This is a genomic window from Sphingomonas jejuensis, from assembly GCF_011927695.1.
Classification (GTDB): Bacteria; Pseudomonadota; Alphaproteobacteria; order Sphingomonadales; family Sphingomonadaceae; genus Sphingomonas_K; species Sphingomonas_K jejuensis.
In genome coordinates, this window is record NZ_JAATJE010000002.1 from 550422 (window position 1) to 572405 (window position 21984).

The following is a 21984-nucleotide window of genomic DNA, read 5'->3' on the forward strand; positions in this document are numbered from 1 at the left end:
AGAAGGATGGAAATCCGCGTATCCGGCCACCAGGTCGACACCGGCGAGGCACTTCGGGAGCATGTCGAGGAGCGGATGCAGGGCATAGCGGATAAGTATTTCTCCCGGGCCATTTCATCCCAGGTTACCTTCAACAAGGGACCACACGATTACCGTTTCGATTGCGACATCGTCGCGCACGTCAACCAGGGCGTGATCCTGAAGGCCCATGGCGAAGGCACCGAAGCGCATCCTGCCTTCGACGTCGCCGCAGCGAAGATCGAGAAGCAGTTGCGGCGCTATGTCCGGCGTCTGCGCGATCACAAGGGCGAAGGCGACGGAGACGCGCTCGCCTATGACGCCGGCTACACCATCTTCCAGGCATCGGACGAAGAAGAGGAGGCGGCCGATAACCCGCTGATCATCGCTGAAACGCGCGTTGATGTTCCCGACAGCAGCGTGTCCGACGCCGTGATGATGCTGGATCTTCGCAACACGAACGCACTGTTGTTCAAGAATAGCGGGACAGGGGCGTTCAACATGGTCTATCGGCGCGGCGACGGCACGATCGGCTGGGTGGAGCCGCAGCGCGCCGGCTGATTGCGTCGGGCGATCAGCATCAACGACGGGTCGTGCGAGCCAGCACGACCCCCTGATGGACGAGCGATGACGGAATTGAGCGCGCTGCTTGCGCCGGGCGCGGTGGCGGACTCGTTCGCCGCGGCGAACAAGAAGGCCCTGTTCGTGCAGCTGGGAAGCCTTGCGGCCGATGTCGCGGGGCTGGAGGCCCGTGCCGTGACCGAGAGGCTGACCGACCGCGAACGGCTCGGGTCGACGGGCTTTGGCGGCGGCATCGCCATTCCGCATGGCAAGGTTGCGGGACTTGATCGCATCGTCGGGCTGTTCGTGCGGCTCGATCGTGCGATCGACTTCGAGGCGGTCGACGATCTTCCGGTGGATCTCGTCTTCGCGCTGCTGTCGCCGCCGGACGCCGGTGCCGAGCATCTGAAAGCGCTGGCAGGCGTCAGCCGCCGGCTCCGAGACCGCAGCTTTGTCGCCAAGCTGAGGGGGGCGGGATCACGCGACGCGCTTTACGCGCTGTTGTCAGATACCGGGCAACGTGACGCCGCCTGATCCGGCTGGCGCCCCGGCCGGGGCGGAGGCGCATCACCGCGCACTCGAGGCGCTTTACGCCGCGGCACCCATCAACCGGCTCTTCCCATCGATGCTCGCCATTCCGGAGCCGGGGATTTCCCGTATCCGGTTCGAGGTCGATCCGGCCCACCATCATGCCGCCGGCGCAGCCCATGGCACGGTGTACTTCAAGATGCTGGACGATGCGGCCTTCTATGCGGCCAACAGCCGCGTGACCGACCGGTTTCTTCTCACCACCGCCTTCAATCTTCTGTTCACGCGTCCGTTGAAGGCCGGTGTCGTGACGGCCGAAGGACGCTGGATCAGTGGTGAGCGACGCGTCCTGATAGCGGATGCGCGCCTGCTCGACGCGGACGGCGAGGAAGTCGGGCGGGGAACCGGCACATTCATGCGATCGCACATCCCGCTTGCCACCCTGGCAGGGTATGCCCGGCAGGGATGAGCGGGCGGCTGCCCACCCATGTTCTTGCCGGCGCGCTGCTGCGACGCGCGGCGGCCGCGGGCGGATTTGGAATGCTGCTGGCACGCGGAGAGCGTGATGCGGGCGCGCTCGTCCTAGTGTGCCGCGAGACAGGCAGGACGGTTGCGGTGCGCGAACTCGCGACCGGCCCGGACGGAAAGCGGATCCTGCGCCGCGCCGGACCTGAGTCGCCGGATGACGAATCCGTGACTGTGTGGATCGAGCAGCGGCGCCGACATGATCCCGATCTCTGGATCGTCGAACTGGATATCGCGGACGCCGAACGGTTCGCCGCTGAAACGATCGGGCTGAATTGACTCGTTAACCGGGCCGGCAGCAATCGGCGACCAACAGCTCACGCGTCGGGTCGTGCCATCTTTTCGGCGACGACAACGCAGTCGGGTGATCGAACCGGGGGCCTCCATTCAGACGTCCTGCGCGCCCGCGCCGATCAACCGCACATGATGAAGTCTTGATGACGATGACATTTCGGGTCGCCAGCGGTGCGGCCATTGTGTTGGGTGCGTTTGTCGCACTGATCGGAATGGAGCCGGGCACCGCCCTGGCCCAGGAGATCACCAACCCAGGCCTTCAGAACGCATCGGCTGCGCTGATCGTTCCCGCGGTGATTGTTGATCAGGGCGTTCTCGACGGCACGGCAGACGCCCCGACCACCCCGACGTCGCTGTCCGAGCTGGTTGAGGAAACCGCCGTTCCGGCCGAGCTCGACCGACAGCATGAATGCCTGGCTGGAGCCGTTTATTTCGAATCCAAGGGCGAGCCGCTCGACGGTCAGCTGGCCGTGGCGCAGGTGATCATGAACCGCGCGGAATCAGGTCGGTTTCCGGAGACTGCTTGCGGCGTTGTCTTCCAGCGTGGCCAGTTCTCGTTCGTGCGCGGCGGCGGCTTCCCGCCGATCAATCGCGCGAGCCGCGCATGGCGTGAGGCAGTTGCGATCGCCGCGGTGGCGATGGCGGACAGCTGGCAAAGCAGCGTCAGCAACGCGATGTTCTTCCATGCCGCGCGGTTGACGCCGGGCTGGCGCCGCGACCGGATCGCGCGCGTGGGCAACCACGTCTTCTATCGTTGATCGATGCGGCTCTCGCGCCGCTTCCATCCGTTCACATGATGTTCTAGGGACAAGGGCATGGCTGCCCGCCCGCTCACAGACGATGCCGCGCCGCTGACCGCCGCCGACGTTGCTCGGGGCACATCGCGGCTGTTGCTGCGGCACGATCTGGTGGCGATGCCTGAAGTACCCCTGCCGAATGGTCGGCGGGCGGATCTGATGGCGGTGTGTTCGCGCGGCACGATCGTGATCGTCGAGATCAAGGTATCGCGGGCGGATCTGCTCGGCGACGGCAAATGGCCGGACTATCTGGATTATTGCGATCGCTTCTACTGGGCAGTCCCGGGCGGCTTTGATCTGTCATTGTTCGAGCGGGAAGGGCTGTGTGACGGCGCCTGCGGGCTGATCGTCGCGGATCGGTACGACGCCGCGATCGTCCGCGAGCCCGCTGTGCGTCCGCTGGCGGCCGCCCGGCGCAAGGCCGAGGTCTTGCGCTTCGGGCGTCGCGCGGCGCGGCGGCTGCTGGGAGCCGGCGATCCCGATTGCGAGAGCGCCGGCTGACGGATCAGAAGCCGCGGGAAAAGCGCATCGCGGCGCCATGGTCGTCCGGCATCGCGGCGATGTTGCCCGGATCGCGGCGCCAGAACAGGTTGGCGTCCAGGCGACCACCAAGCCAGCCTACCGAATAGGCCGCTTCCCAATCGATCTCCCGGCCGCCCGGCGTGAGGCCGAAGCGGTAGGGCGTGATGCCGGTGACGCCGGACGCGTAATCATAGCCGCTGGCGAGATCCAAGGTGAACGCGCCGGAGGCCACCCGGAGCGGCTGCACCATGCGAAAGCCGATCCGATCACCCGGCGTCATGATGCCGTTTCGCGAGAGATCGATGCGCCAGCCGGAGCTGCGAAGGGTGCTGGCGTCGAGCCTCGCACCGCCGGCAGAGACGCGGGTCCATCCCTGCCGCAGGCCGAGCCCGAGCGTCCACGCGCCGATCGGCACCGCAGCGTCCGCATCGACAAACCAGCTGTCCGCCCCGCTAACGCCGAACAGCGGACCGAAGCGTGCCCCAAGCACGGTCCGCTCCTCGCTCAGTTGCGACAGGCTGATGCGGCCGGTGACGGGACCGAAACGTCGCTCCACGCCGACCCCGACCATCGCATAACCATTGCGACGATAGCCGCCGATCAGCGTCTCGAGCTCCGCTTCGGTGGGGGTCAGGGCTGCGCCCTGTTCGGCACTGACCCAAAGGGCAGTCTGTCCGACCTGATGCCGGAGTGCCGTTGCGGCGCCTGGCTGACGGTCGAACCCGAGGTCCTGCGCACCGTCGCGGGCGACGAGAAAGGCAGGCTGCGGCGCACGGTGGAGCTGTGCCGCCAGGGTTGCCCCGCTGTAGGAAATGCCCAGCGCGACGTCGGTGGAGCGGCCGATCCGCGAGGTCACCATCCCCGCCATGGCGACCGCGCGGTCGCGCTCCATTTCCGTTAGCGTCATCTGATCAAGCGCCACCGCGGTGGGTGATTGGCGGATCTGGAGAGCGACGGCGGCGGCCCCTCCGCCGGCGGCGAGGGTGCGATAGCCGGGCGCCAGCGCCGCGCTCAGGACCGCATTCGGTCGCGCTGCCGCGACCGTCCCGGCGAGTTCGACGGCAAAGGCGCGATCAAAGCCGTCGAGGATCACTGCCCCCATCGGGCCGTTCTGGCCGCCGGCATCGCCCATTGGTGACGACAGCGCGCCGTTGTCGCTGCCCGATACCACGGCCGTGCCGCCGGCAAGCGACATCGCGCCGATCGGTTGAAAGGCGCGGGCGATGTTCAGGAGGCCGCGTCCGTATACGGCGTCGGTGCCTGCATCGCCGAGGTCAGTCGCCGCGGTATACAGAAGCTCCACCAGCTGCCGCCCGGTCAGGTTCGGAAAGGCCTGCGACAGCAGGGCGAGCGCCCCGGCGACATGCGGCGCGGCAAAAGAGGTGCCGCTGAACAGATAGGCGGTGCCCTCCTGGTCCGGCGCGCGCACCCGCTCCCCGAGCGCCACCAGGTAGTTGGCCGCGCCCGATCCCGCCCGGTTGCTGAAGCTGGAGATGTTGGCGGCGCTATCGACGGACCCGGCAATGATAACTTGTCCACGCGCGATGCCGTCGTTGGCGATGAGCGACAGGGCATCGGGATCCGCCGCGCCGTCATTGCCGGAGGAGATCACAATCACGATGCCTGCCGCGACGGCGCGACCGACCGCGTTTCGAAACGCGGTCCCACCCGCCGAGCCGCCGAGCGAGATATTGACGACCTTCGCACCCGACGAGGCGGCACGATCCAGCGCCCGCGCCATCGCCTGATCGCTGTGCTTGCAGCCGCTGTCTTCCCCGGTGGTGTTGCAGCTGCCGACGCTGTCGGTTCGCAGCACGAGCAGCGTCGAGTCGAACGCCACCCCGTGCGTGCCGCTGTTGTTGCGAGCACCGAGGATGACGGAAGAGACCGCCGTGCCGTGGCCGCTTTCATCCTGCAGCCCGCGCGTCGACACGAGATCGGTGGACGCGGCGCTGATCCGGCCTGCAAATTCCGGACTGTCGACATCGATGCCGCTGTCAATCACGCCAACGGTGACGCCGGACCCGGTAACGCCCCGCTGATAGGCGGTGATCGCATTGGCCTGAACCAGCCCGGACGATCGCTGATATTCCGCCGTGTTGAAGTTGCTGGCGACGGGCGCGGGCGTGGGGGCCGGGGCGGGCGCAGGTGCCGGCGTAGGCGCGGGCGCAGGTGCCGGGGAGGGGGCGGGCGTCGGGACAGGTGCCGGTGTCGACACCGGCGGCGGCGTGGACTGCACACCACCCCCGCCACCACCACCACAGCCCGACAATGCGGCAATGGTGGAGCCGGCGAGCATCAACCGAACCCGCGAACGACGCATCCTGCTCATTTCCCGAAAAGAATCGGGCAACTCTGTAGCTGCCGACGGCTTTCCGATCCATGAATTCCGACGCGGTCGTTGCCCCGGACTTGGATCGGCGGCTAAGCGCTCCGGCGATGCTCCCCGCACTTGCCCATGTCCGCAACTGGGTGTTTGACCTGGACAACACGCTCTACCCGGCGACCAGCGACCTGTTCGGTCAGGTGGATGCGCGGATGACGGCCTTTGTGGGCGATCTGCTCGGCGTCGAGGCGGACGAGGCGCGCAGGATCCAAAAGCAGCATTTCCACGAGCATGGCACCACGCTGTCAGGTCTGATGCGGACGCATGGCGTCGATCCGCATGCCTTTCTCGCCTATGTTCACGATATTCGCATGGAGGTCCTGGCAGAGGACAAGCGGCTTGTCCGGCTGATCGCCGCGCTGCCCGGGCGCAAGCTCGTCTTCACCAACGGCGACGAGCCCTACGCTCGCCGGGTGCTGGACCGGCTCGGCCTCGGCGGCTCGTTCGAGCGGATCCACGACATTCATGCCTGCGCCTATCAGCCGAAGCCGCATGCCGCCGCCTATCGGTCGATGACCGAGGCCTTCGCCATCGATGCGGCCGAGTCGCTCTTTGCAGACGACATGGCGCGCAATCTTGCACCCGCAAAGGCGATCGGCATGACGACGCTGTGGGTGGACAACGGATCGGAGCAGGCCGGCGCATCGGCCAGTAACGACTTCGTGGACCATCGCACCGCCGACCTGGGCGACTGGCTCGAGCATATCTTGGAGGAACGGGCATGACGGACGAGCTGCGGCGCATCATCGAGGCGGGATGGGACGCGCGCGATAGCGTCGGACCGGACAGCGGCGGGCCGCTGCGGGACGCAGTCGACACTGTCATCGCCGGACTGGACGATGGCAGCCTGCGCGTTGCAGATCCGACGCACGGCGGCGGATGGCAGGTCAATCAATGGGTGAAGCAGGCGGTGCTGCTTTCCTTCCGACTGAACGCCATGACGCCAATCCCCGGTGGACCCGGCGGCGCGCCCTGGTGGGACAAGGTGCCATCGAAGTTCGACGGGTGGGACGCCGCGCGCTTCGCTGAAGCGGGTTTCCGCGCCGTTCCGGGCGCGATCGTGCGGCGCGGCGCTTTCATCGGCAAGGGCGCGGTGCTGATGCCGTCCTTCGTCAACATCGGTGCTCATGTCGGGGAAGGCACCATGGTCGACACCTGGGCGACCGTCGGCAGCTGCGCGCAGATCGGGCGCAACGTCCACATATCCGGCGGTGCCGGCATTGGCGGCGTGCTGGAGCCGCTGCAGGCAGGGCCGGTGGTGATCGAGGACGGTGCGTTCATCGGTGCGCGGTCTGAAGTCGCCGAAGGCGTGCGCGTCGGCGAGGGCGCGGTGCTATCGATGGGCGTCTACTTGGGCGCATCCACTCGGATCGTCGACCGCGACACCGGCGTGGTGATGGTGGGCGAGGTACCGCCCTATGCCGTCGTCGTTCCCGGCTCGATGCCGGGGGCGAGCGGCGGACCCAACCTGTACTGCGCGGTGATCGTGAAGCGCGTCGATGAGCGGACCCGCGCAAAAACATCGATCAACGAGCTGCTGCGCGACTGATGCGCCAGGCTGGCACACTCGGCTCGTCGCGCCCGTCATCAGACTGAAACGGGCGCCCCACAGGGGAAGGCCTCCGCAACGTTAAACGGGGTTTACCATCATGTCGCGTTCGCTTCTTCTTGCTGCCGCGCTGGGCAGCGGGCTCCTCGCCGCGCCGGCCAGCGCCGCCACGTTCGAGGTCGTGTCTGGGTCCGGTATCCGCGCGACGGGCGTGTCGTCCTCGGGTCCGATCGGACAGTCCTTCACGTCCGTGGACAGCGTGCTGACCAGCATCGGCTTACAGTTCAACTCGCTCAATCCAGATTCGCCGAACAGCCCGGTGACGTTCACGCTGCGCGAGGGCGAGGGCCTGAACGGCGCGGTGCTGTTCACCGGCAGCTTCACCCTTCCGACGACGATCAACAGCCGCACGCCGGTCTGGTACGACTTCGCGCTCCCGAACGTCGCCGTGACGGCGGGCAGCCTCTACACCGCGCTGGTGTCGACCACGTCGTCGCGCCTCGCGCTCGTCTATGGACCGGACGTTGCCATCGGCGGCCCCAACAATGGCCAGCCGCTGAGCGGCGACGCCTATCTGCCGGGCCAGCTCATCGCGACCGGTTCGACCGGCGGCGCGATCTGCCGGGGCGATGCCAGCATCTGTGACGCGAACTTTCGGGTGTCGGGGGTGACCCCGCCGGCTGCCGCCGTGCCGGAGCCGGCCACGTGGGCGATGATGATCGGCGGTTTCGGTCTGGTCGGTGGCGCACTGCGCCGTCGCCGCACGGGCACCGTTTTCGCCTGAGCGATCGCGGCTCCGTCCGCGTGGGCGGGCGGAGCCGTTCGCGTCGTCAGTCAGCCTGGTGGTGGATGGGCGTCTGCTGATGCTGGACCACCCACCACTTGTCCTGATCATCCAGACGGTAGGTGGTGGTGCACCACGCCTCGTAGGTCGGGGCGTCCTCCTTATCGGCATGGACGCGGTATCCGGCGACAAGCAGCCCGTACTGGATGCGGGAGATGCGCTGTTCGCTGAACTCCACGGTGGACCAGCGCGGCGTGTCGCTGACGCCCTTGATCACCTGCTCACCATCCATCACACCGAACGGTGACGGCATGACCATGATCACCTTGTCGTCCAAATTGTCCCTGTAGAAGGCCTCGTCCGCCTTCCAGAGCTTTGTCTCGAAATCCCAAACGCGATCGTCGTCCATCGTCCCGTTCTCCGCTGTGCGGCTAACCGAACGAACCTCGCGCGATGCGGGTCCGACCGCTCAGAGCGCGCGTTCGACCAGCTGCGCGGCCGCCGGGCTGTCCCATTCATAGCCTCCGACCATCCGCCACAGCTCGCGACCCTGGGCGTCGTAGAGGATCGTCGTCGGCAGAAGACCGCTGTTGTATGCAAAACCGAGCCCGTTTTCCGGATCGCGGTAGCTGGGCAACGAGGTGGCGCCGGCGCGATCAAGGAAGCGGTTAAGGTCGGCACCGGCAGCGTCCTGGCTGACGATGACAACCGCCAGACGGTCCTTCTCCCGCGCGGCCAGCCGAACAAGCGTCGGCATTTCAGCGACGCATGGACCGCACCAGGTCGCCCACAGATTGACGAGCACAGGCCGCCCCTGCAGCGACGCCAGCGTGGTCGGCGTGCCGTTCGGTGCAATGATCGCCTCCGACGGCATCGCTTCGCCCCGATGGGTCTCGTCGAGCTTGCCGCTTGATGGCCGCGCCGGGGCGGCACGGTCCGTCTGCCGCGGCGCCTCCGCTTGCTCGGCCGGGGTGGAGGCCCTATCGCAGCCGCTGACGGCGGTGGCGAACAGAAGGACAAGCGCGGGCGTGACGGACGGGCGCAAGACGGGCTCCAATCAGATGTGGGGCGGCCGCTTCGCCGGGGGACCGGCCGCGGTCATGCGCGAGATTAACGCGTCAATCGGCTTCGACAAGCGGATGTGGCGTCAAGACGTCGCCGGATCGATCGCCCATGTCGACATGCTGGGGCGCCAGGGCATCGTGCCGTCCACGGACGCGGCCGCGATCCGCGACGGACTTGGCCGCGTACGCGACGGCTATGCTGCGGGAGACCTGCCGGACGATCCTGCGCTGGAAGACATCCACATGGCGACGGAGGCGCGGCTTGCCGACGATATCGGTCCCGCCGCCGGCAGGCTTCATACCGCACGCAGCCGGAACGACCAGGTGGCGACCGACTTCAGGCTGTGGGTGCGCGATGCCATCGATGAGGTCGATGGCGGTCTGGCGGCGCTCCAGAAAGTCCTGGTCAACCGCGCGGGTGAGCATGCCGACAGCGTCATGCCCGGCTTCACCCATCTGCAGGCCGCGCAGCCGGTGACCCTCGGCCACCATCTGATGGCCTATTACGAGATGCTGGCGCGGGACCGCAGCCGCTTCAGCGATGCGCGCGAACGCCTCAACGAGTGCCCGCTCGGGTCCGCCGCGCTCGCCGGGACCGGCTTTCCCATCGACCGCGTGGCGACGGCCGAGGCGCTCGGCTTCGACCGTCCGACGCGCAACTCGCTGGATGCGGTGTCCGACCGCGATTTCGCGCTCGACTACCTGACCGCCGCTGCGACCTGTTCGGTGCATCTGTCCCGCCTGGCAGAGGAGCTGGTGCTGTGGGCGTCGCAGCCATTCGGCTTCGTCACGCTGTCAGACGCATGGTCGACCGGATCGTCGATCATGCCGCAGAAGCGCAATCCTGATGCGGCCGAGCTCGTCCGCGGGCATGCCGGGCGGATCGCTGGCGCCATGGTGTCGCTGTTTGTGACGATGAAGGGCCTGCCGCTCGCCTATTCAAAGGACATGCAGGACGACAAGCCGCCGCTGTTCGAGGCGCACGACCTGCTGGCGCTGTCGCTGGCCGCCATGACGGGCATGGTGGAAAGCGTGGCCTTTCGCACGGACCGGATGCGGGCCGCAGCCGAGGCGGGTTTCGCCACCGCCACTGACCTTGCCGACTGGCTGGTGCGCGAACGTGGCGTGCCATTTCGTGAGGCGCACCATATCGTTGGCGCAACCGTGAAGGCGGCGGAGGAAGCGGGCGTGGCACTCGACGCGCTTCCGCTCGACCGGCTCCAGGCGATCGATCCGCGCTTGAGCGGGGATGCCCGCGCGGTGTTGGCGGTGGACGCATCGGTCGCCAGCCGGACGAGTTTCGGCGGCACCGCGCCGGCGCAGGTCCGCGACCGTGTCACGGAAGCCAAGGCTGTGTTGGGGATGACGTCATGAAGGCCCGGTCCATCGCGCTGCTTGGCATGCTGGCACTTCTGGCGGGATGCGGCGGCCGTGCCGCGCTGCGACCGCAGGAGGGCGCGTCGCTTCCGCCAACGCCCTACGCGGCGCGCGAGGCGCCGACCGCGGAGGAGCTGATGACGCCGGGGCCGCAGGCGCGCCCGCAACGCTCGGACGAGCTGCTCCGCCGGTCGGAAGAGCGCGAGGACGACCGCTTCGACCTGCCGCCGACCGCCTGATGGATCATTTCGAGGTTCGCGACGGTCGCATGTTCGTGGAGGACGTGTGCCTGGATGAGATCGCTGATGCGGTCGGCACGCCGGTCTATGTCTACTCCACCGCGACGCTTGAGCGACATGCGGCTGTTTTCCGCCAGGCAGTCGCCGGGCTGGGGCGCGGCGACCCGCTCGTCGCCTTTGCGGTCAAGGCCAATCCAAATGGCGCCGTGCTCGCGACGCTCGGCCGCGCGGGGCTGGGCGCCGATGTGGTGTCGGGCGGTGAGGTCGCACGCGCCCGGGCCGCCGGCATCGCCGCCGATCGCATCCTCTTTTCCGGGGTGGGAAAGACCGCGGCGGAGATGCGGGACGGGCTTGAGGCCGGGATCCTCCAGTTCAACCTGGAGTCGCAGGAGGAAGCGCGGCTGTTGTCGGAGGTCGCCGTCGCCGCCGGGCGGACGGCAGACATCGCCTTTCGCATCAATCCGGACGTCGACGCCGGAACGCACGCCAAGATCTCGACCGGCCGGGCCGACAACAAGTTCGGCATTCCGGCGGCGGATGCGCGCGCCGCCTATGCGACTGCCGCGTCCCTGCCAGGGCTGCGCGTCACCGGCGTCACCGTTCACATCGGTAGCCAGCTGTTCGACCTGGCGCCGCTTGCCGCAGCGTTCGGCCGGCTCGGAACCCTGATCGGGCAGCTGCGGGCGGACGGTCACCATATTGAGCTGGCCGACCTGGGCGGAGGATTGGGCGTCCCTTACGACCCCGCGCTTCCACCGCCACCGACGCCGGCCGATTATGGCGCAATGGTCGCGCAGGCGACCGCAGGGTGGGATCTCCGTCTCGCCTTCGAACCCGGCCGGCTGATCGTCGGCAATGCCGGTGTGCTGCTTGCCAGCGTGGTCCGGGTGAAGCCCGGTGCCGAACATCCGTGGGTGATCGTGGATGCTGGCATGAACGACCTGATCCGACCCAGCCTCTACGACGCCTGGCACGACATCCGTGCCGTCCGGCCGACCGGCGCGCGCTGGATGGCCAATGTCGTGGGTCCCGTGTGCGAAAGCGGTGACACCTTCGCAACGGCACGGGAGATGGACCAGGTGGGCGAGGGCGACCGCGTCGCCTTCATGACGGCAGGTGCCTATGCCGCGACGATGGCCAGCACCTACAACAGCCGACCGCTGACGCCGGAGGTGCTCGTGTCCGGCAGCCGCTGGGCGGTGGTGCGAGAGCGCCAGTCGCTGCGGGAGATGATTGCGGCCGAACGTCGACCGGACTGGCTGACGGCATGAAGGCAATGGCCTGGCGCCTGTGCGACGGCGCGCCGCAGACGGTGTCGCCGGAAGCGGCGGTGGAGCCCTGCGAAGGGCTGTCCTGGGTTCATCTGGAGGGCAGCGACCAGAGCATTCCAGATTGGCTGCGTGACACGGCGAAGCTCCCGTCGATCGTGATCGGCGCGCTGACGGCCACAGAGACCCGGCCACGCTGCGAGCCGATGGAGGAGGGCGCGATCGTCAACCTCCGCGGGCTTGCCGCCAATCCGGAGGAGGCAGCGGATTCGTTGGCGTCGGTGCGGATGTACGTGACGCGCGGCCGGGTGGTGTCCGTGTCGCGCGTGACCCTGTCGGCGCTTCCGGCCGTCCAGGCGAAGATGGAGGAAGGCAAGCTCAACGATCCCGGCGACCTCGTCACCGCGATCGCGGTGGCCATCACCAAGCTTCTCGACCCCGATGTGGCTGCATTGGGAGATTCGCTCGATGCGTGCGAAATCGAGCTGGATGCGCGTGACAGCTGGCGCTTCCGGCGGGCCGTTTCGGCGGCGCGGCGCACCGCGATCGACTATCGCCGTTTCGTCCAGCCGCAACGCGACGCCCTGGAGCGGCTGGCGGGGCTGGAGGTCGGCTGGCTCGATGCATCGGACCGCCAGCATATCGCCGAAGCGGGAGACCGCTTCGCCCGCATGACGGAGGAGCTGGAAAGCATCCGCGAGCGTGCGGCCCTGATGCACGATCAGCTGACCGACATGCGGGCGGAACTGCTCGACACACGATCGCTGCTGGTGGCCGTGGTGGCGCTGATCTTCCTGCCGCTGACCTTTGTGACGGGGCTGCTCGGCATGAACGTGGCCGGCATCCCCTATGCCGACGAACCCTGGGCTTTCAGCGCTGTCGTCGGGATATGCGTGCTGATGGCGGCCGGGCTGGGCGGCTATTTCATCCGAGCGCACTGGTTCCGGCGCTGACGGTTGCGAGCCGGCGGCTCAGCCGCTGTTGCGCAGTGCGGTCGCGATGGCGTTGATCGAGAGCTGGATCCCCTCGGCCACGCGATCGTCGGACTCTCCGGACCGGTACCGCTTCAAAAGCTCGATCTGCAGCAGGTTGAGCGGCTCGATATAGGGCAGGCGCAGGCGGATGGAGCGGTCCAGCGCCTCGTTGTGCTCGAGCAGGCGCGATTGGCCGGTCGCGTCGAGCAGCGCGTCATGCGCCTGCGTCCACCCATCGCGAATCCTGCCGAAGATCGCATCGCGCAGCCGATCGTCCTCGACCAGGCCGGCATAGCGCGCAGCGATGCCCATGTCGGACTTGGCGAGCACCATCTCCATGTTGGCAAGCGCGGAGCGCAGGAAGGGCCAGCCCACCGCCATGTCGCGCAGCAGCGCCTTGTCCTCGAAGGCGGCCATGGCCTGACCCACCCCGTACCATCCCGGCAGCATGACGCGCGCCTGTGCCCAGCTGAACACCCAGGGGATCGCGCGCAGATCCTCGATCCGTTCCGACTTCGTGCGGCTGGCGGGGCGCGAACCAATCTTCAGGCTCGCGATCTCGCGCACGGGCGTCATCTGCCGGAACAGCGTGGTGAAGCCGTCCGTCTCGTAGACAAGGCCGCGATAGGCGCGGAAGGCGTGATCCGACAGCGACGTCATGGCGGCTTCGAAGCGCCTGACATCGGTGTCGCTGACCTGTGCCGGCTCCAGCGTGGCGACGATCGTGGCGGACGCCATCGCCTCCAGGTTGGTCATGGTGCTGTCGCGCGTGCCATATTTGGCTGCGATCACCTCGCCCTGCTCGGTGATGCGGATGCGGCCCTGCACCGTGCCACGAGGTTGCGCCAGGATCGCGGCATAGGATGAGCCGCCTCCCCGCCCGACCGCGCCGCCGCGACCGTGGAACAACTGCATGGCGACGCCGGCTTCCTCCAGCACCGGCTTCAGCGCACGGGATGCGACATCCAGCGACCAGGTGGAGGTCAGGTAGCCGCCGTCCTTGTTGCTGTCCGAGTAGCCGATCATCACTTCCTGATGCCCGCGCGCGGTGACGATGGCGGCGACCTCCGGCAGCGACAGCCAGGCGCGCATGATGTCGGGCGCTGCCTCCAGGTCGCCGATCGTCTCGAACAGCGGGATCGGCATCACCGCCGACAGGCCGGCTTCCTTCAGCAGCAGCGTCACTTCGAGAAGGTCGGACACCGACTTGGCCATCGACACGATGGAATGGGCGATGCAGGCCGCGCCGTAGCGCTTCCGGGTTTCGGCAGCCGCGCGGAAGATGGCGAGTTCCCCGGCGGTTTCGTCGCCATAGTCATGCTCGGGCACGGTCAGCGGACGGGGAGAGGCAATCTCCGGACGGAGGATCGCCACGCGCGCGTCCTCATCCAGTGCGAGGTAATCGTCGCACACGCCCGCGGCCTTCAGCAGCTCGGCCACCGTTCGTTCGTGCACCGCGCTGTTCTGGCGCATGTCGAGCGTCGCCAGGTGGAAGCCGAAGGTGTCCACCGCGCGGATGAGGCGGCCAAGGGCGCCGCCGCCGCCAAGCGCCTCGGTGCTGTCGGACAGGGACCGGGCGATCGCGACCAGATCCGCGCGCAGCTCGGCCGGGTCGGCATAGCGCTCCCCGACCCCGCGCGCCGGACGCGGTGCAGGCCCGCCGGCCAGAGCCGCGCGGGTGGCGGACAGCCGTGCATAGATGCCGGTGAGGGCGCGCCGGTAGGGCTCGTCCTGGCGGCTCGGGGCATCGTCGCCGCTCCTGTCGGCCAGCGTCTGCACGGCCGCGCTTGCCGCCGCGAGTTCGTTGGAGATGGACAGCTCGGCACCGAGCGCGTGCAGCTGGTCGAGATAGCTGTCGATGGCTGCGGCGGACGCATGCGCCATGGCAGAGCGTAACGCATCCGCGGTGACGAAGGGATTGCCGTCCCGATCGCCGCCGATCCAGGTTCCGGGGCGAAGAAAGCTTGCCGGCCGGGCGCCGAGAGCCCGTTCCCAGCGAGCGTAAAGTGCGGGCAGCGCCGGCAGGAAGCTGTCGCGCAGGTAGGACAGGGCGGTTTCCGCTTCGTCCGCAACCGGCATGCGTTCCCGCCGGATCGGGCGCGTCTGCCACAGCAAGGCCACCTGACGGTGGATCGCGTCGGCCAGCAGGTCGCCATCCGGCGTCTCTTCCGCCCCGCTGTCGCGCAACCGCATCAGCGTGGCGATGCGGTTGCGGTGGTCGATCATCGACTTGCGCCGGACCTCCGTCGGATGCGCGGTCAGCACCGGCGAGACCAGCGCCTTGTCCAGCATCGCGACAATGGCGTCGGCATCGACGCCGTTGGCCTTCAGCCGCTCCACCGCCTCCGCAAAGGTCGCACCTGTCTCTGCCGCGATGCCGGCACGATCCTCGGCCAGGTTGGCGAGCATCGAGAACAGCATGAAGCCGCGAACGAAGGCGAGCGTGTCGTTGAGATCGAGCGCGCCGAGCTCGCTGTCGATCGCGTCGCGCCCGCCCAGCCCGCGCGCGCGCTCCACGGACGCCTGGCGGATCGCCTCCGTCCGTTCGAACAGCGCATCGCCGCCTTGCGCGCGAATGACGTCGCCAAGGATCCTGCCGAGAAAGCGGATGTCCGCATTCTGCGCGATCGGCGACGCACGGCCGCCATTTGCGCCGTCAGGCGAGGAGTTCGACATCCCAGTAGAGCCAGTCATGCCAGCTCTCATGCAGGTGATTGGGCGGGAAAGCACGCCCGTTCTCCTGCAATTGCCAGCTTGTCGGCCGGAACGGCTGAAGGTGGAGCGCCATGCCGGCCTGCTTGGGCGTACGGCCGCCCTTCTTCAGGTTGCAAGGCGCGCAGGCCGTGGACACATTCTCCCACGTCGTCCTGCCGCCCTGCGCGCGGGGCACCACATGGTCGAACGTCAGGTCCTTCGGCGTGCCGCAATATTGGCAGGCAAAGCGGTCGCGCAGGAACAGATTGAAGCGGGTGAAGGCAGGATGTTCGGACGGGCGCACATATTGCCGCAGCGCGATCACCGACGGCAGCTTCATGCGCGAGGACGGGCTGCGCACCTCCCGCTCATAGCAGGAGACGATGTCCACCCGCTCCAGAAACACGGCCTTGACCGCGGTCTGCCAGGGCCAGAGGCTCAGCGGATAATAACTGAGCGGCGTGTAGTCCGCGTTCAGCACCAACGTCGGGCAGCTGTCCGGGTGCCGGATCAGGTCGGGATGGAACATTGGCCTCGCCTCCCCTTCGTTGCTGCGCCTCCTGCCAAGCGGAGGTGACGGACTCATGACACCATTTCCCGAGTCGTGCCGTCAAGCGGGGAGTGGCACCAGCCGCTTTGCGCCTAGCCCGACGGGCCCGCTCCATCTGGGTCATGCGGCATCGGCGTTGATGGCGCATGACGTGGCACGGGCAGCGGGCGGCCGCTTCCTCCTGCGCATCGAGGATATCGACGGCAGCCGATCCCGCCCGGAACATGTCGCCGGCATCCACGCCGATCTGGCATGGCTGGAGCTGGAACCGGACGCGCCGCCCGTTCTGCAATCGACGCGCCTGCCCGTGTACCGCGCCGTTCTCGACAAGCTTCGCGGCGCCGGGCTGATTTACCCCTGCTTCTGCACGCGCGCCGACATCGCGGCCAGCACGTCGGCGCCGCACGGCACTGCCGCCGTCTATCCGGGCACCTGCCGGCATCTTGATCCCGCGGACCGTGACGAACGGGTCGCAACGATGGCCCATGCCTGGCGACTGGACATGGCAGAGGCGTTGGCTCGAACTGGCCCGCTCCGCTGGCACGATCTCGCGGTCGGACCAATCGATGCGCGCCCCGATCTCGCCGGTGACGTCGTGCTCGCACGCAAGGACGCGCCCGCGAGCTATCATCTGGCTGCGACGATCGACGATGCCTGGCAGGAGATCGGGATCGTCGTGCGCGGTCAGGACCTGTTCGCGGCGACGCATGTGCACCGGTTGCTGCAGGCGCTGCTCGATCTGCCCACCCCCGCTTACGCCCATCACCCTCTTGTCCGGGGTGCCGACGGCCGCAGGCTGGCCAAGCGCGACGGAGCGGCCGCACTGGCCGATCTCCGCGAGCGCGGCGAGGATGCGGAAGCGTTGAAAATGCAGCTTCGGCAGACCATGCGCGAGGCTGGATTCGACCCGCGACCTTCCTATATCTAGGCCATGACCACCTTCCTCATCATCCTCGTGGTTCTGGCGGCCATCGCGACCCTCGTGGCGCTGGTTCGTGGAATCGTCACGTTCCTCCGCACGACGGAAGCCGATCTGAAAGGCACCGGCGCGAGCGCGTCCGGGTTGAAACAGAACAAGATGATGATGCAGCGCGTGACCTTTCAGGCTGCTGCCGTGCTGATCGCGGCGCTGGCGCTGCTGCTGTCCCGTTGAGGTTTCGAATCCGTCCATTGATGCAGGTTGGGCGGATTGTCGCCGCCGCGCTGAAACCCGCGTGAGGATGTGACGTTCTGCGTGTCGGAGAAGCAGAAGTTTTTCGGTTGAAACCTTAACTAACATCCTGCGTTCCTCTGCCTTGGCGGCGGAGGGAGCATTCATGGCTGTTCAACGGACCCGGCGCGCGTCGCTGGCGTTGCAGGAGAGATTCCGGTCGACCCGGTCGTTGACGCTGTCGCTGGCGCGGCCGCTGTCCGATGCGGACGCCACCGTTCAGTCGATGCCCGATGCGTCGCCTGCAAAATGGCATCTGGCGCATACCAGCTGGTTCTTCGAAACCTTCGTGCTGCGCGACCATGTGGCCGGATACGTCCCGTTCGATGCCAGCTACGCCTTTCTGTTCAACAGCTACTACGAAGCGGAAGGTGCCCGGCACGCGCGTGACCGCCGCGGCATGATTACCCGACCGTCCGTCGACGAGGTCCGCGCCTATCGGGCCCATGTCGATGCAGCCATCATCGAAGCCCTGCCGACGCTGCCGGAAGTGGCTTGTGAGCTCGTCTCGCTGGGCTGCCAGCACGAGGAGCAGCATTGCGAGCTGCTGATCACCGACATTCAGCACCTGCTTCATCAGAACCCGTTGATGCCGGCCCTGTTCGACGCTCCGTCGGCGCTGCCCGCACCCGTCCCGCCGCCGATCCGCTGGATTACCGGGAAAGAGGGGCTGGTGGAGATCGGCCATAATGGTGACTGCTTCGCCTTCGATTGCGAAGGACCGCGCCACAGCGTCTGGCTGGCCCCGCATGCGCTCGCCAGCCGTCCGGTGACGAATGGAGAGTGGGCCGACTTCATCGCCGATGGCGGCTACCGCGACCCGCGGCACTGGCTCGCCGACGGTTGGTCCTGGGTGAAGGCGGAAGGGGTGGAGGCGCCGCTTTACTGGCAGGCTGACGATGCGGGTCGGTGGCATCGCTTCGGGCTCGACGGGCTCCGGGCCGTCAATCCCGCTGCGCCGGTCACGCATGTCAGCCTGTTCGAGGCGGATGCCTATGCCAGCTGGGCCGGCGCGCGGCTCCCGACCGAGGCGGAGTGGGAGTCGGCCGCGAGCGGCCTTGATCCGGATGCCGGCACTTTCCTTGACGACGCAGGCGCGGTGCGCCCGCGGGCGTGCACCGGGGCGGATGGCTTGTGCCAGATGTTCGGCGACGTGTGGGAATGGACGGGCAGCGCCTATCGGCCGTATCCGGGCTTTCGCGCGGCGGACGGTGCAGTCGGAGAATATAATGGGAAGTTCATGTCCGGGCAGTTCGTGCTGAGGGGCGGCAGCTGCGCCACGCCGCGGGGGCATGTACGTGCGAGCTACCGCAACTTCTTCTACCCGCACCAGCGCTGGCAGTTCACCGGCGTGCGTCTGGCGCGCGATCTCTGATGGCGGATCGGGAAGGCGACGACGCCAGCGGCAGCTTCCGGAACGATGTGATTGCGGGCCTTTCCACGCGGCCGCGCGCGATCCCCGCGCGCTGGTTCTACGACGAGCGCGGATCGGAGCTGTTCGAGGACATCACGCGGCTTCCGGAATATTATCCGACCCGCGTCGAGACCGAGCTGCTGAGAAGCCGCGCGGGTGACATGGCGGCTGCCGCGGGCTTCGGCCGCGCCGTGGTGGAGTTCGGTTCGGGATCATCGACAAAGACGCCCCACCTCCTTCGGGCTGCGCAGCCGGCCGCTTATGTGCTAATCGATATTTCGGGCGATTTCCTGCGTGCCTCCGCCGCGGGCTTGGCGGAGCGCTTTCCCGACCTCCCCATCCATCCGCTGGAGGCGGACTTCATGCGGCCCTATCGGCTGCCTGCCGCCGTTTCCGACCTGCCGAAGCTCGGTTTTTTCCCGGGATCGACGATCGGCAACATGGTTCCGCGGTCCGCGGTCGACCTTCTCCGGCGCATGCGTGACGTGCTTGGCGAAGGTGCGGCATTGCTGATCGGCATGGACCGGGTGAAGAGCCCCGACATCCTCGTTCCCGCCTATGACGATGCTGCCGGGGTGACGGCGGCCTTCAACCTCAACCTCCTCCACCGCATCAACAAGGAGCTTGGCGGGACGATTCCGATCGACCATTTCCGCCACCGCGCGATCTGGAACGACCCGATGGCGCGGATCGAGATGCATCTGGAAGCGACCCGGGACGTGTCGTTCGACGTGGACGGTCGGTCGTTCGAAATGGCGGCCGGCGAGACCATCCACACCGAGAACAGCCACAAATATGGGCCGCGCGACGCCCGGCTTCTGCTCCGCGCCGGCGGATGGACGCCGATCGACGAATGGACGGACGAGGAAGATCAGTTCGCCGTGCTGCTGGCGGAGGCGCGCCCGCGCCGCGCGGCGCCCTAGCGGACGACGGCGCGCCAGGTTGTGATGAGCTCCCGCGTGCCGCGGCATACGGGCATCTCTCGCCGGCTGATCAGGCGGAAGCGGTCCCCGTCCCAGACATGATCCTCGCCGATGCCGCAGTCGCCGAGCCCGCGCCCCTTGCCATATCCTCCGAGCACGCCTTCGTCGAAGTCGACGTTCAGGAGCGATGGCACCCGGCCGTTGTCGCTCAACGGCACAGCGCTGTCGAACGGCGCCGGGCGCGCACGTCCGCGCTCCACCACGAAGATCGCCGACACGCTGTTGTAGGCGCCAAGCTGGCACGGCAGCAGCACCAGTGACCGGCCCCGATCCAAGGGGTGGACGGATATCGCTTCCACCTCGCGTGCCCGATCGCTGCAGGCGGCCTGCGCCGCCATGTCGGCGATCAGCGCGCGACCGGGCCGCACCTGACCGCCTGTTTCGCCGCGCCGCCGCACCACCGGGAGCGGCGGCGCCGGTGCCATGTCTGCGGCTGTCCCCCGCGCCACGATCGCACCCCGGCTGCCGGCGCGCCCCTGTCGCGCGTCCATGTCGCGAAGGGCGGCCGCCGCGCCGGCCAGTGATGCGCCGGACCAGCGTCCGGCTGCGCCGCGAAGCTCGACCCGGCGGCCGTTCGCGATTGCGCGCGCGGCGTCGAGGCCCGGCATGCCGCCGATGCGCACCGCACCGTCGGACGCTGTGGCAGCCGCGATCGCGCGACCATCCACCATCAGGCTGACCCGCCCCACGATCGGCCGGTCCTCGCCCGATATCTGGACGATCGTCTCGCCGTCTGCTCCGGGAGCGCGATCCACGGTGATGACCAGCGGAGGATCGGCTGTCGCACCTTCCGGAGCGACCGCGACGGCTTTGCAGGCCAGCCCATTGTCGCAGCCGACCACCCAGTCGGTATAGGTCCTGACGTCGCCGGGCAGGGCCCGCGCGGTTGCCGACTGCACGGCAAGGGCGACGAAGATGGCGAGCGGCATGGCTGGATCCTAGCCGAGTGAGCGAAGCGCGGGTAGGGCGGTCAGCGACGGGAGATGGCGATGAACGTAATTGCGGTGATCGGGGCGGGGCAGATGGGAGCCGGGATCGCGCAGGTTTCGGCGCAGGCAGGTTACCGCGTGCTCTTGGCCGATGTCGCGCTTGATCGGGCAGAGGCAGGGAAGGCGGGCATCGCCAAGCGGCTGTCACGTGCGGTCGAGAAGTCCGACCTCGAGCCGGAAGCGCGGGACCGCGCGCTTGAGCGGATCGAGCCTGTGGGGACGCTCGAACCGCTGGCGGCCGCTCAATTGGTCATCGAGGCGGCGACCGAGCGTGAGGACGTGAAGCGCGCCATCTTCGAGAATGTCGGCCGCGTGCTCGGCCACCAGGCCATCCTTGCCACGAACACGTCCTCGATCCCGATCACCCGGTTGGCGCAGGCGTCGCCCGATCCGAAGCGGTTCGTCGGCGTGCATTTCTTCAATCCCGTTCCGGTGATGGGGTTGATCGAGCTGATCCGCGGCCTCGCGACGTCGGACGAGACGGTGCGTGCGGTGGAGCTTTACGCACAGGCGCTCGGCAAGCATGTCGTCCATGCCAACGATGCGCCCGGCTTCATCGTCAACCGCGTGCTGATGCCCATGCTCAACGAGGCGGTGTTCGCGCTCGGCGAGGGCGTGGCGACCGTTGCCGACATCGATGCGGCCTGCAAGCTCGGCCTCAATCATCCCATGGGGCCGCTGACGCTGGCTGACTTCATCGGGCTCGACACGTGCCTGGAGATCACGCGGGTGCTTCATGCCGGCACGGGCGATCCGAAGTTTCGACCCGCGCCGCTGCTCGTCAAATATGTCGAGGCCGGGTGGCTCGGAAAGAAGACGAAGCGCGGATTTTACGACTGGTCGGGCGACACACCCGTTCCCACACGCTGATCCGACGGTGTCGGCGTCGCGAGGTTCAAGCCGACCGCGCCTGCAAGGATCAGCCCGATGCAGCCGACCTGGACGGCGGTGAGCGGCTGGCGAAACAGAGACCAGCCAATCAGTGCGATGGCGGCGATGCCCACACCCGACCAGATCGCGTAGGCGATTCCCATTGGGATGCGGGTGAAAGCATGGCCCAGCAGCCAGAAGCATGCTGCATAGAGCGCGATCGACGCGACGCCATATGCCGGCCGGGTGAAGCCGTTCGCCGCCTTCAGCAGCGATGTCGCGGCGATCTCCAGCGCGATCGCGAGGCCGAGCATGATCCAGGCAGTCATCGCGCTCTCCGTTCGGTTTGCGCCGCCCTATCAATCGCGGGCCGCGTTGTTCAATCGCC

The 21984-nt window shown here is 67.8% G+C and carries 25 protein-coding genes; 18 read left to right on the forward strand and 7 right to left on the reverse strand.

All coding sequences use genetic code 11. The features are described from left to right. The first annotated feature begins 6 nt into the window (after positions 1 to 6). The 6 genes from hpf (at position 7) to GGR88_RS12335 (ending at position 3224) form a co-directional block, all read left to right on the forward strand. Positions 7 to 579: a ribosome hibernation-promoting factor, HPF/YfiA family gene (hpf, locus tag GGR88_RS12310; protein WP_167955430.1), complete on the forward strand. Its 573-nt coding sequence runs from the start codon at positions 7 to 9 to the stop codon at positions 577 to 579. A 66-nt stretch (positions 580 to 645) separates the two neighbouring features. Further along, on the forward strand, positions 646 to 1113 hold the full coding sequence (locus tag GGR88_RS12315) for a PTS sugar transporter subunit IIA (protein WP_167955432.1): 468 nt from the start codon (positions 646 to 648) through the stop codon (positions 1111 to 1113). Continuing rightward, on the forward strand, positions 1100 to 1576 hold the full coding sequence (locus GGR88_RS12320) for a PaaI family thioesterase (RefSeq protein ID WP_342449798.1): 477 nt from the start codon (positions 1100 to 1102) through the stop codon (positions 1574 to 1576). Before GGR88_RS12315 ends, GGR88_RS12320 begins: the two co-directional genes overlap by 14 nt. Beyond that, positions 1573 to 1911 carry a DUF1491 family protein gene (locus tag GGR88_RS12325; RefSeq protein ID WP_167955434.1) on the forward strand — a complete coding sequence of 113 codons (339 nt, stop codon included), beginning with the start codon at positions 1573 to 1575 and terminating at the stop codon, positions 1909 to 1911. Before GGR88_RS12320 ends, GGR88_RS12325 begins: the two co-directional genes overlap by 4 nt. Before the next feature lie 158 nt (positions 1912 to 2069). Continuing rightward, a complete protein-coding gene (locus GGR88_RS12330; RefSeq protein ID WP_167955436.1) occupies positions 2070 to 2684 on the forward strand; it encodes a cell wall hydrolase in 615 nt (204 codons plus the stop codon). Positions 2685 to 2741: 57 nt separating this feature from the next. Next, a complete protein-coding gene (locus tag GGR88_RS12335) occupies positions 2742 to 3224 on the forward strand; it encodes an MmcB family DNA repair protein (RefSeq protein ID WP_167955439.1) in 483 nt (160 codons plus the stop codon). Between the two features lie 4 nt (positions 3225 to 3228). Here the strand turns inward: GGR88_RS12335 and GGR88_RS12340 are convergent, their stop codons facing one another. Beyond that, positions 3229 to 5568 carry a S8 family peptidase gene (locus GGR88_RS12340; RefSeq protein WP_167955441.1) on the reverse strand — a complete coding sequence of 780 codons (2340 nt, stop codon included), beginning with the start codon at positions 5566 to 5568 and terminating at the stop codon, positions 3229 to 3231. Positions 5569 to 5684: 116 nt separating this feature from the next. Between GGR88_RS12340 and GGR88_RS12345 the strand changes: the two genes are divergently transcribed. From GGR88_RS12345 to GGR88_RS15405, 3 genes are all read left to right on the forward strand, one after another. Then, positions 5685 to 6356 carry a pyrimidine 5'-nucleotidase gene (locus tag GGR88_RS12345; RefSeq protein ID WP_167955443.1) on the forward strand — a complete coding sequence of 224 codons (672 nt, stop codon included), beginning with the start codon at positions 5685 to 5687 and terminating at the stop codon, positions 6354 to 6356. Then, on the forward strand, positions 6353 to 7180 hold the full coding sequence (dapD, locus tag GGR88_RS12350) for a 2,3,4,5-tetrahydropyridine-2,6-dicarboxylate N-succinyltransferase (RefSeq protein ID WP_167955445.1): 828 nt from the start codon (positions 6353 to 6355) through the stop codon (positions 7178 to 7180). Before GGR88_RS12345 ends, dapD begins: the two co-directional genes overlap by 4 nt. A 100-nt stretch (positions 7181 to 7280) precedes the next feature. Next, on the forward strand, positions 7281 to 7964 hold the full coding sequence (locus tag GGR88_RS15405) for a PEPxxWA-CTERM sorting domain-containing protein (protein WP_245196908.1): 684 nt from the start codon (positions 7281 to 7283) through the stop codon (positions 7962 to 7964). A 46-nt stretch (positions 7965 to 8010) separates the two neighbouring features. On the opposite strand, the gene GGR88_RS12360 is transcribed toward GGR88_RS15405, so the two are convergent. Both GGR88_RS12360 and GGR88_RS12365 read right to left on the reverse strand, forming a co-directional pair. Beyond that, the gene (locus GGR88_RS12360; protein WP_167955447.1) at positions 8011 to 8373 is read right to left on the reverse strand and encodes a DUF4440 domain-containing protein; all 363 of its coding nucleotides are present in this window, start codon (positions 8371 to 8373) and stop codon (positions 8011 to 8013) included. A gap of 60 nt (positions 8374 to 8433) precedes the next feature. After that, the gene (locus GGR88_RS12365) at positions 8434 to 9009 is read right to left on the reverse strand and encodes a TlpA family protein disulfide reductase (RefSeq protein ID WP_245196909.1); all 576 of its coding nucleotides are present in this window, start codon (positions 9007 to 9009) and stop codon (positions 8434 to 8436) included. A gap of 16 nt (positions 9010 to 9025) precedes the next feature. Here GGR88_RS12365 and argH point away from each other — a divergent pair, with 16 nt between their 5' ends. Genes argH through GGR88_RS12385 form a run of 4 tightly spaced genes read left to right on the forward strand, consistent with a single transcriptional unit; the run spans position 9026 to position 12865 of the window. After that, positions 9026 to 10402 carry an argininosuccinate lyase gene (gene argH, locus GGR88_RS12370; RefSeq protein ID WP_167956221.1) on the forward strand — a complete coding sequence of 459 codons (1377 nt, stop codon included), beginning with the start codon at positions 9026 to 9028 and terminating at the stop codon, positions 10400 to 10402. Continuing rightward, complete coding sequence (locus tag GGR88_RS12375) at positions 10399 to 10644, forward strand: hypothetical protein (protein ID WP_167955449.1); 246 nt, start codon at positions 10399 to 10401, stop codon at positions 10642 to 10644. Before argH ends, GGR88_RS12375 begins: the two co-directional genes overlap by 4 nt. Then, positions 10644 to 11915, forward strand: a complete 1272-nt coding sequence (lysA, locus tag GGR88_RS12380; protein ID WP_167955451.1) for a diaminopimelate decarboxylase — start codon at positions 10644 to 10646, stop codon at positions 11913 to 11915. Before GGR88_RS12375 ends, lysA begins: the two co-directional genes overlap by 1 nt. Further along, positions 11912 to 12865 carry a zinc transporter ZntB gene (locus GGR88_RS12385; RefSeq protein ID WP_167955453.1) on the forward strand — a complete coding sequence of 318 codons (954 nt, stop codon included), beginning with the start codon at positions 11912 to 11914 and terminating at the stop codon, positions 12863 to 12865. Before lysA ends, GGR88_RS12385 begins: the two co-directional genes overlap by 4 nt. An 18-nt stretch (positions 12866 to 12883) precedes the next feature. Here GGR88_RS12385 and ppc read toward each other — a convergent pair whose 3' ends face one another. Together ppc and GGR88_RS12395 are read right to left on the reverse strand one after the other, a co-directional pair. Then, entirely contained in the window at positions 12884 to 15562 is a 2679-nt protein-coding gene (ppc, locus tag GGR88_RS12390) for a phosphoenolpyruvate carboxylase (RefSeq protein ID WP_167955455.1), read from the reverse strand. Beyond that, complete coding sequence (locus GGR88_RS12395; RefSeq protein ID WP_167955457.1) at positions 15543 to 16109, reverse strand: HNH endonuclease; 567 nt, start codon at positions 16107 to 16109, stop codon at positions 15543 to 15545. The genes ppc and GGR88_RS12395 overlap by 20 nt, the downstream gene beginning before the upstream one ends. A 55-nt stretch (positions 16110 to 16164) precedes the next feature. Between GGR88_RS12395 and gluQRS the strand changes: the two genes are divergently transcribed. The 4 genes from gluQRS (at position 16165) to egtD (ending at position 19677) form a co-directional block, all read left to right on the forward strand. Then, positions 16165 to 17058 carry a tRNA glutamyl-Q(34) synthetase GluQRS gene (gene gluQRS, locus GGR88_RS12400; protein ID WP_167955459.1) on the forward strand — a complete coding sequence of 298 codons (894 nt, stop codon included), beginning with the start codon at positions 16165 to 16167 and terminating at the stop codon, positions 17056 to 17058. Positions 17059 to 17061: 3 nt separating this feature from the next. Next, positions 17062 to 17283: a twin transmembrane helix small protein gene (locus GGR88_RS12405; RefSeq protein WP_167955461.1), complete on the forward strand. Its 222-nt coding sequence runs from the start codon at positions 17062 to 17064 to the stop codon at positions 17281 to 17283. 163 nt (positions 17284 to 17446) lie between these two features. Next, on the forward strand, positions 17447 to 18715 hold the full coding sequence (gene egtB, locus GGR88_RS12410) for an ergothioneine biosynthesis protein EgtB (protein ID WP_167955463.1): 1269 nt from the start codon (positions 17447 to 17449) through the stop codon (positions 18713 to 18715). After that, positions 18715 to 19677 (forward strand): L-histidine N(alpha)-methyltransferase, encoded by a 963-nt coding sequence (gene egtD, locus GGR88_RS12415; RefSeq protein ID WP_167955465.1) that lies wholly within the window; start codon positions 18715 to 18717, stop codon positions 19675 to 19677. The genes egtB and egtD overlap by 1 nt, the downstream gene beginning before the upstream one ends. On the opposite strand, the gene GGR88_RS12420 is transcribed toward egtD, so the two are convergent. Then, the gene (locus GGR88_RS12420; RefSeq protein ID WP_167955467.1) at positions 19674 to 20666 is read right to left on the reverse strand and encodes a DUF1176 domain-containing protein; all 993 of its coding nucleotides are present in this window, start codon (positions 20664 to 20666) and stop codon (positions 19674 to 19676) included. The two genes, egtD and GGR88_RS12420, sit on opposite strands and share 4 nt — an antisense overlap. A 60-nt stretch (positions 20667 to 20726) precedes the next feature. Here GGR88_RS12420 and GGR88_RS12425 point away from each other — a divergent pair, with 60 nt between their 5' ends. After that, complete coding sequence (locus GGR88_RS12425) at positions 20727 to 21596, forward strand: 3-hydroxyacyl-CoA dehydrogenase NAD-binding domain-containing protein (RefSeq protein WP_167955470.1); 870 nt, start codon at positions 20727 to 20729, stop codon at positions 21594 to 21596. On the opposite strand, the gene GGR88_RS12430 is transcribed toward GGR88_RS12425, so the two are convergent. Further along, entirely contained in the window at positions 21557 to 21925 is a 369-nt protein-coding gene (locus GGR88_RS12430) for a DMT family transporter (protein ID WP_167955472.1), read from the reverse strand. The genes GGR88_RS12425 and GGR88_RS12430 overlap by 40 nt on opposite strands. Between the last annotated feature and the right edge of the window lie 59 nt (positions 21926 to 21984).

What these genes read in the sequence shown, in the direction of transcription:
- hpf (WP_167955430.1), top strand. Translation starts at nt 7, where the DNA reads ATGGAAATCCGCGTATCCGGCCACCAGGTCGACACCGGCGAGGCACTT.
- GGR88_RS12315 (WP_167955432.1), top strand. Translation starts at nt 646, where the DNA reads ATGACGGAATTGAGCGCGCTGCTTGCGCCGGGCGCGGTGGCGGACTCG.
- GGR88_RS12325 (WP_167955434.1), top strand. Translation starts at nt 1,573, where the DNA reads ATGAGCGGGCGGCTGCCCACCCATGTTCTTGCCGGCGCGCTGCTGCGA.
- GGR88_RS12330 (WP_167955436.1), top strand. Translation starts at nt 2,070, where the DNA reads ATGACGATGACATTTCGGGTCGCCAGCGGTGCGGCCATTGTGTTGGGT.
- GGR88_RS12335 (WP_167955439.1), top strand. Translation starts at nt 2,742, where the DNA reads ATGGCTGCCCGCCCGCTCACAGACGATGCCGCGCCGCTGACCGCCGCC.
- GGR88_RS12340 (WP_167955441.1), bottom strand. Translation starts at nt 5,568, where the DNA reads ATGCGTCGTTCGCGGGTTCGGTTGATGCTCGCCGGCTCCACCATTGCC.
- GGR88_RS12345 (WP_167955443.1), top strand. Translation starts at nt 5,685, where the DNA reads ATGCTCCCCGCACTTGCCCATGTCCGCAACTGGGTGTTTGACCTGGAC.
- dapD (WP_167955445.1), top strand. Translation starts at nt 6,353, where the DNA reads ATGACGGACGAGCTGCGGCGCATCATCGAGGCGGGATGGGACGCGCGC.
- GGR88_RS15405 (WP_245196908.1), top strand. Translation starts at nt 7,281, where the DNA reads ATGTCGCGTTCGCTTCTTCTTGCTGCCGCGCTGGGCAGCGGGCTCCTC.
- GGR88_RS12360 (WP_167955447.1), bottom strand. Translation starts at nt 8,373, where the DNA reads ATGGACGACGATCGCGTTTGGGATTTCGAGACAAAGCTCTGGAAGGCG.
- argH (WP_167956221.1), top strand. Translation starts at nt 9,026, where the DNA reads ATGTGGGGCGGCCGCTTCGCCGGGGGACCGGCCGCGGTCATGCGCGAG.
- GGR88_RS12375 (WP_167955449.1), top strand. Translation starts at nt 10,399, where the DNA reads ATGAAGGCCCGGTCCATCGCGCTGCTTGGCATGCTGGCACTTCTGGCG.
- lysA (WP_167955451.1), top strand. Translation starts at nt 10,644, where the DNA reads ATGGATCATTTCGAGGTTCGCGACGGTCGCATGTTCGTGGAGGACGTG.
- GGR88_RS12385 (WP_167955453.1), top strand. Translation starts at nt 11,912, where the DNA reads ATGAAGGCAATGGCCTGGCGCCTGTGCGACGGCGCGCCGCAGACGGTG.
- ppc (WP_167955455.1), bottom strand. Translation starts at nt 15,562, where the DNA reads ATGTCGAACTCCTCGCCTGACGGCGCAAATGGCGGCCGTGCGTCGCCG.
- GGR88_RS12395 (WP_167955457.1), bottom strand. Translation starts at nt 16,109, where the DNA reads ATGTTCCATCCCGACCTGATCCGGCACCCGGACAGCTGCCCGACGTTG.
- gluQRS (WP_167955459.1), top strand. Translation starts at nt 16,165, where the DNA reads ATGACACCATTTCCCGAGTCGTGCCGTCAAGCGGGGAGTGGCACCAGC.
- GGR88_RS12405 (WP_167955461.1), top strand. Translation starts at nt 17,062, where the DNA reads ATGACCACCTTCCTCATCATCCTCGTGGTTCTGGCGGCCATCGCGACC.
- egtB (WP_167955463.1), top strand. Translation starts at nt 17,447, where the DNA reads ATGGCTGTTCAACGGACCCGGCGCGCGTCGCTGGCGTTGCAGGAGAGA.
- egtD (WP_167955465.1), top strand. Translation starts at nt 18,715, where the DNA reads ATGGCGGATCGGGAAGGCGACGACGCCAGCGGCAGCTTCCGGAACGAT.
- GGR88_RS12420 (WP_167955467.1), bottom strand. Translation starts at nt 20,666, where the DNA reads ATGCCGCTCGCCATCTTCGTCGCCCTTGCCGTGCAGTCGGCAACCGCG.
- GGR88_RS12425 (WP_167955470.1), top strand. Translation starts at nt 20,727, where the DNA reads ATGAACGTAATTGCGGTGATCGGGGCGGGGCAGATGGGAGCCGGGATC.
- GGR88_RS12430 (WP_167955472.1), bottom strand. Translation starts at nt 21,925, where the DNA reads ATGACTGCCTGGATCATGCTCGGCCTCGCGATCGCGCTGGAGATCGCC.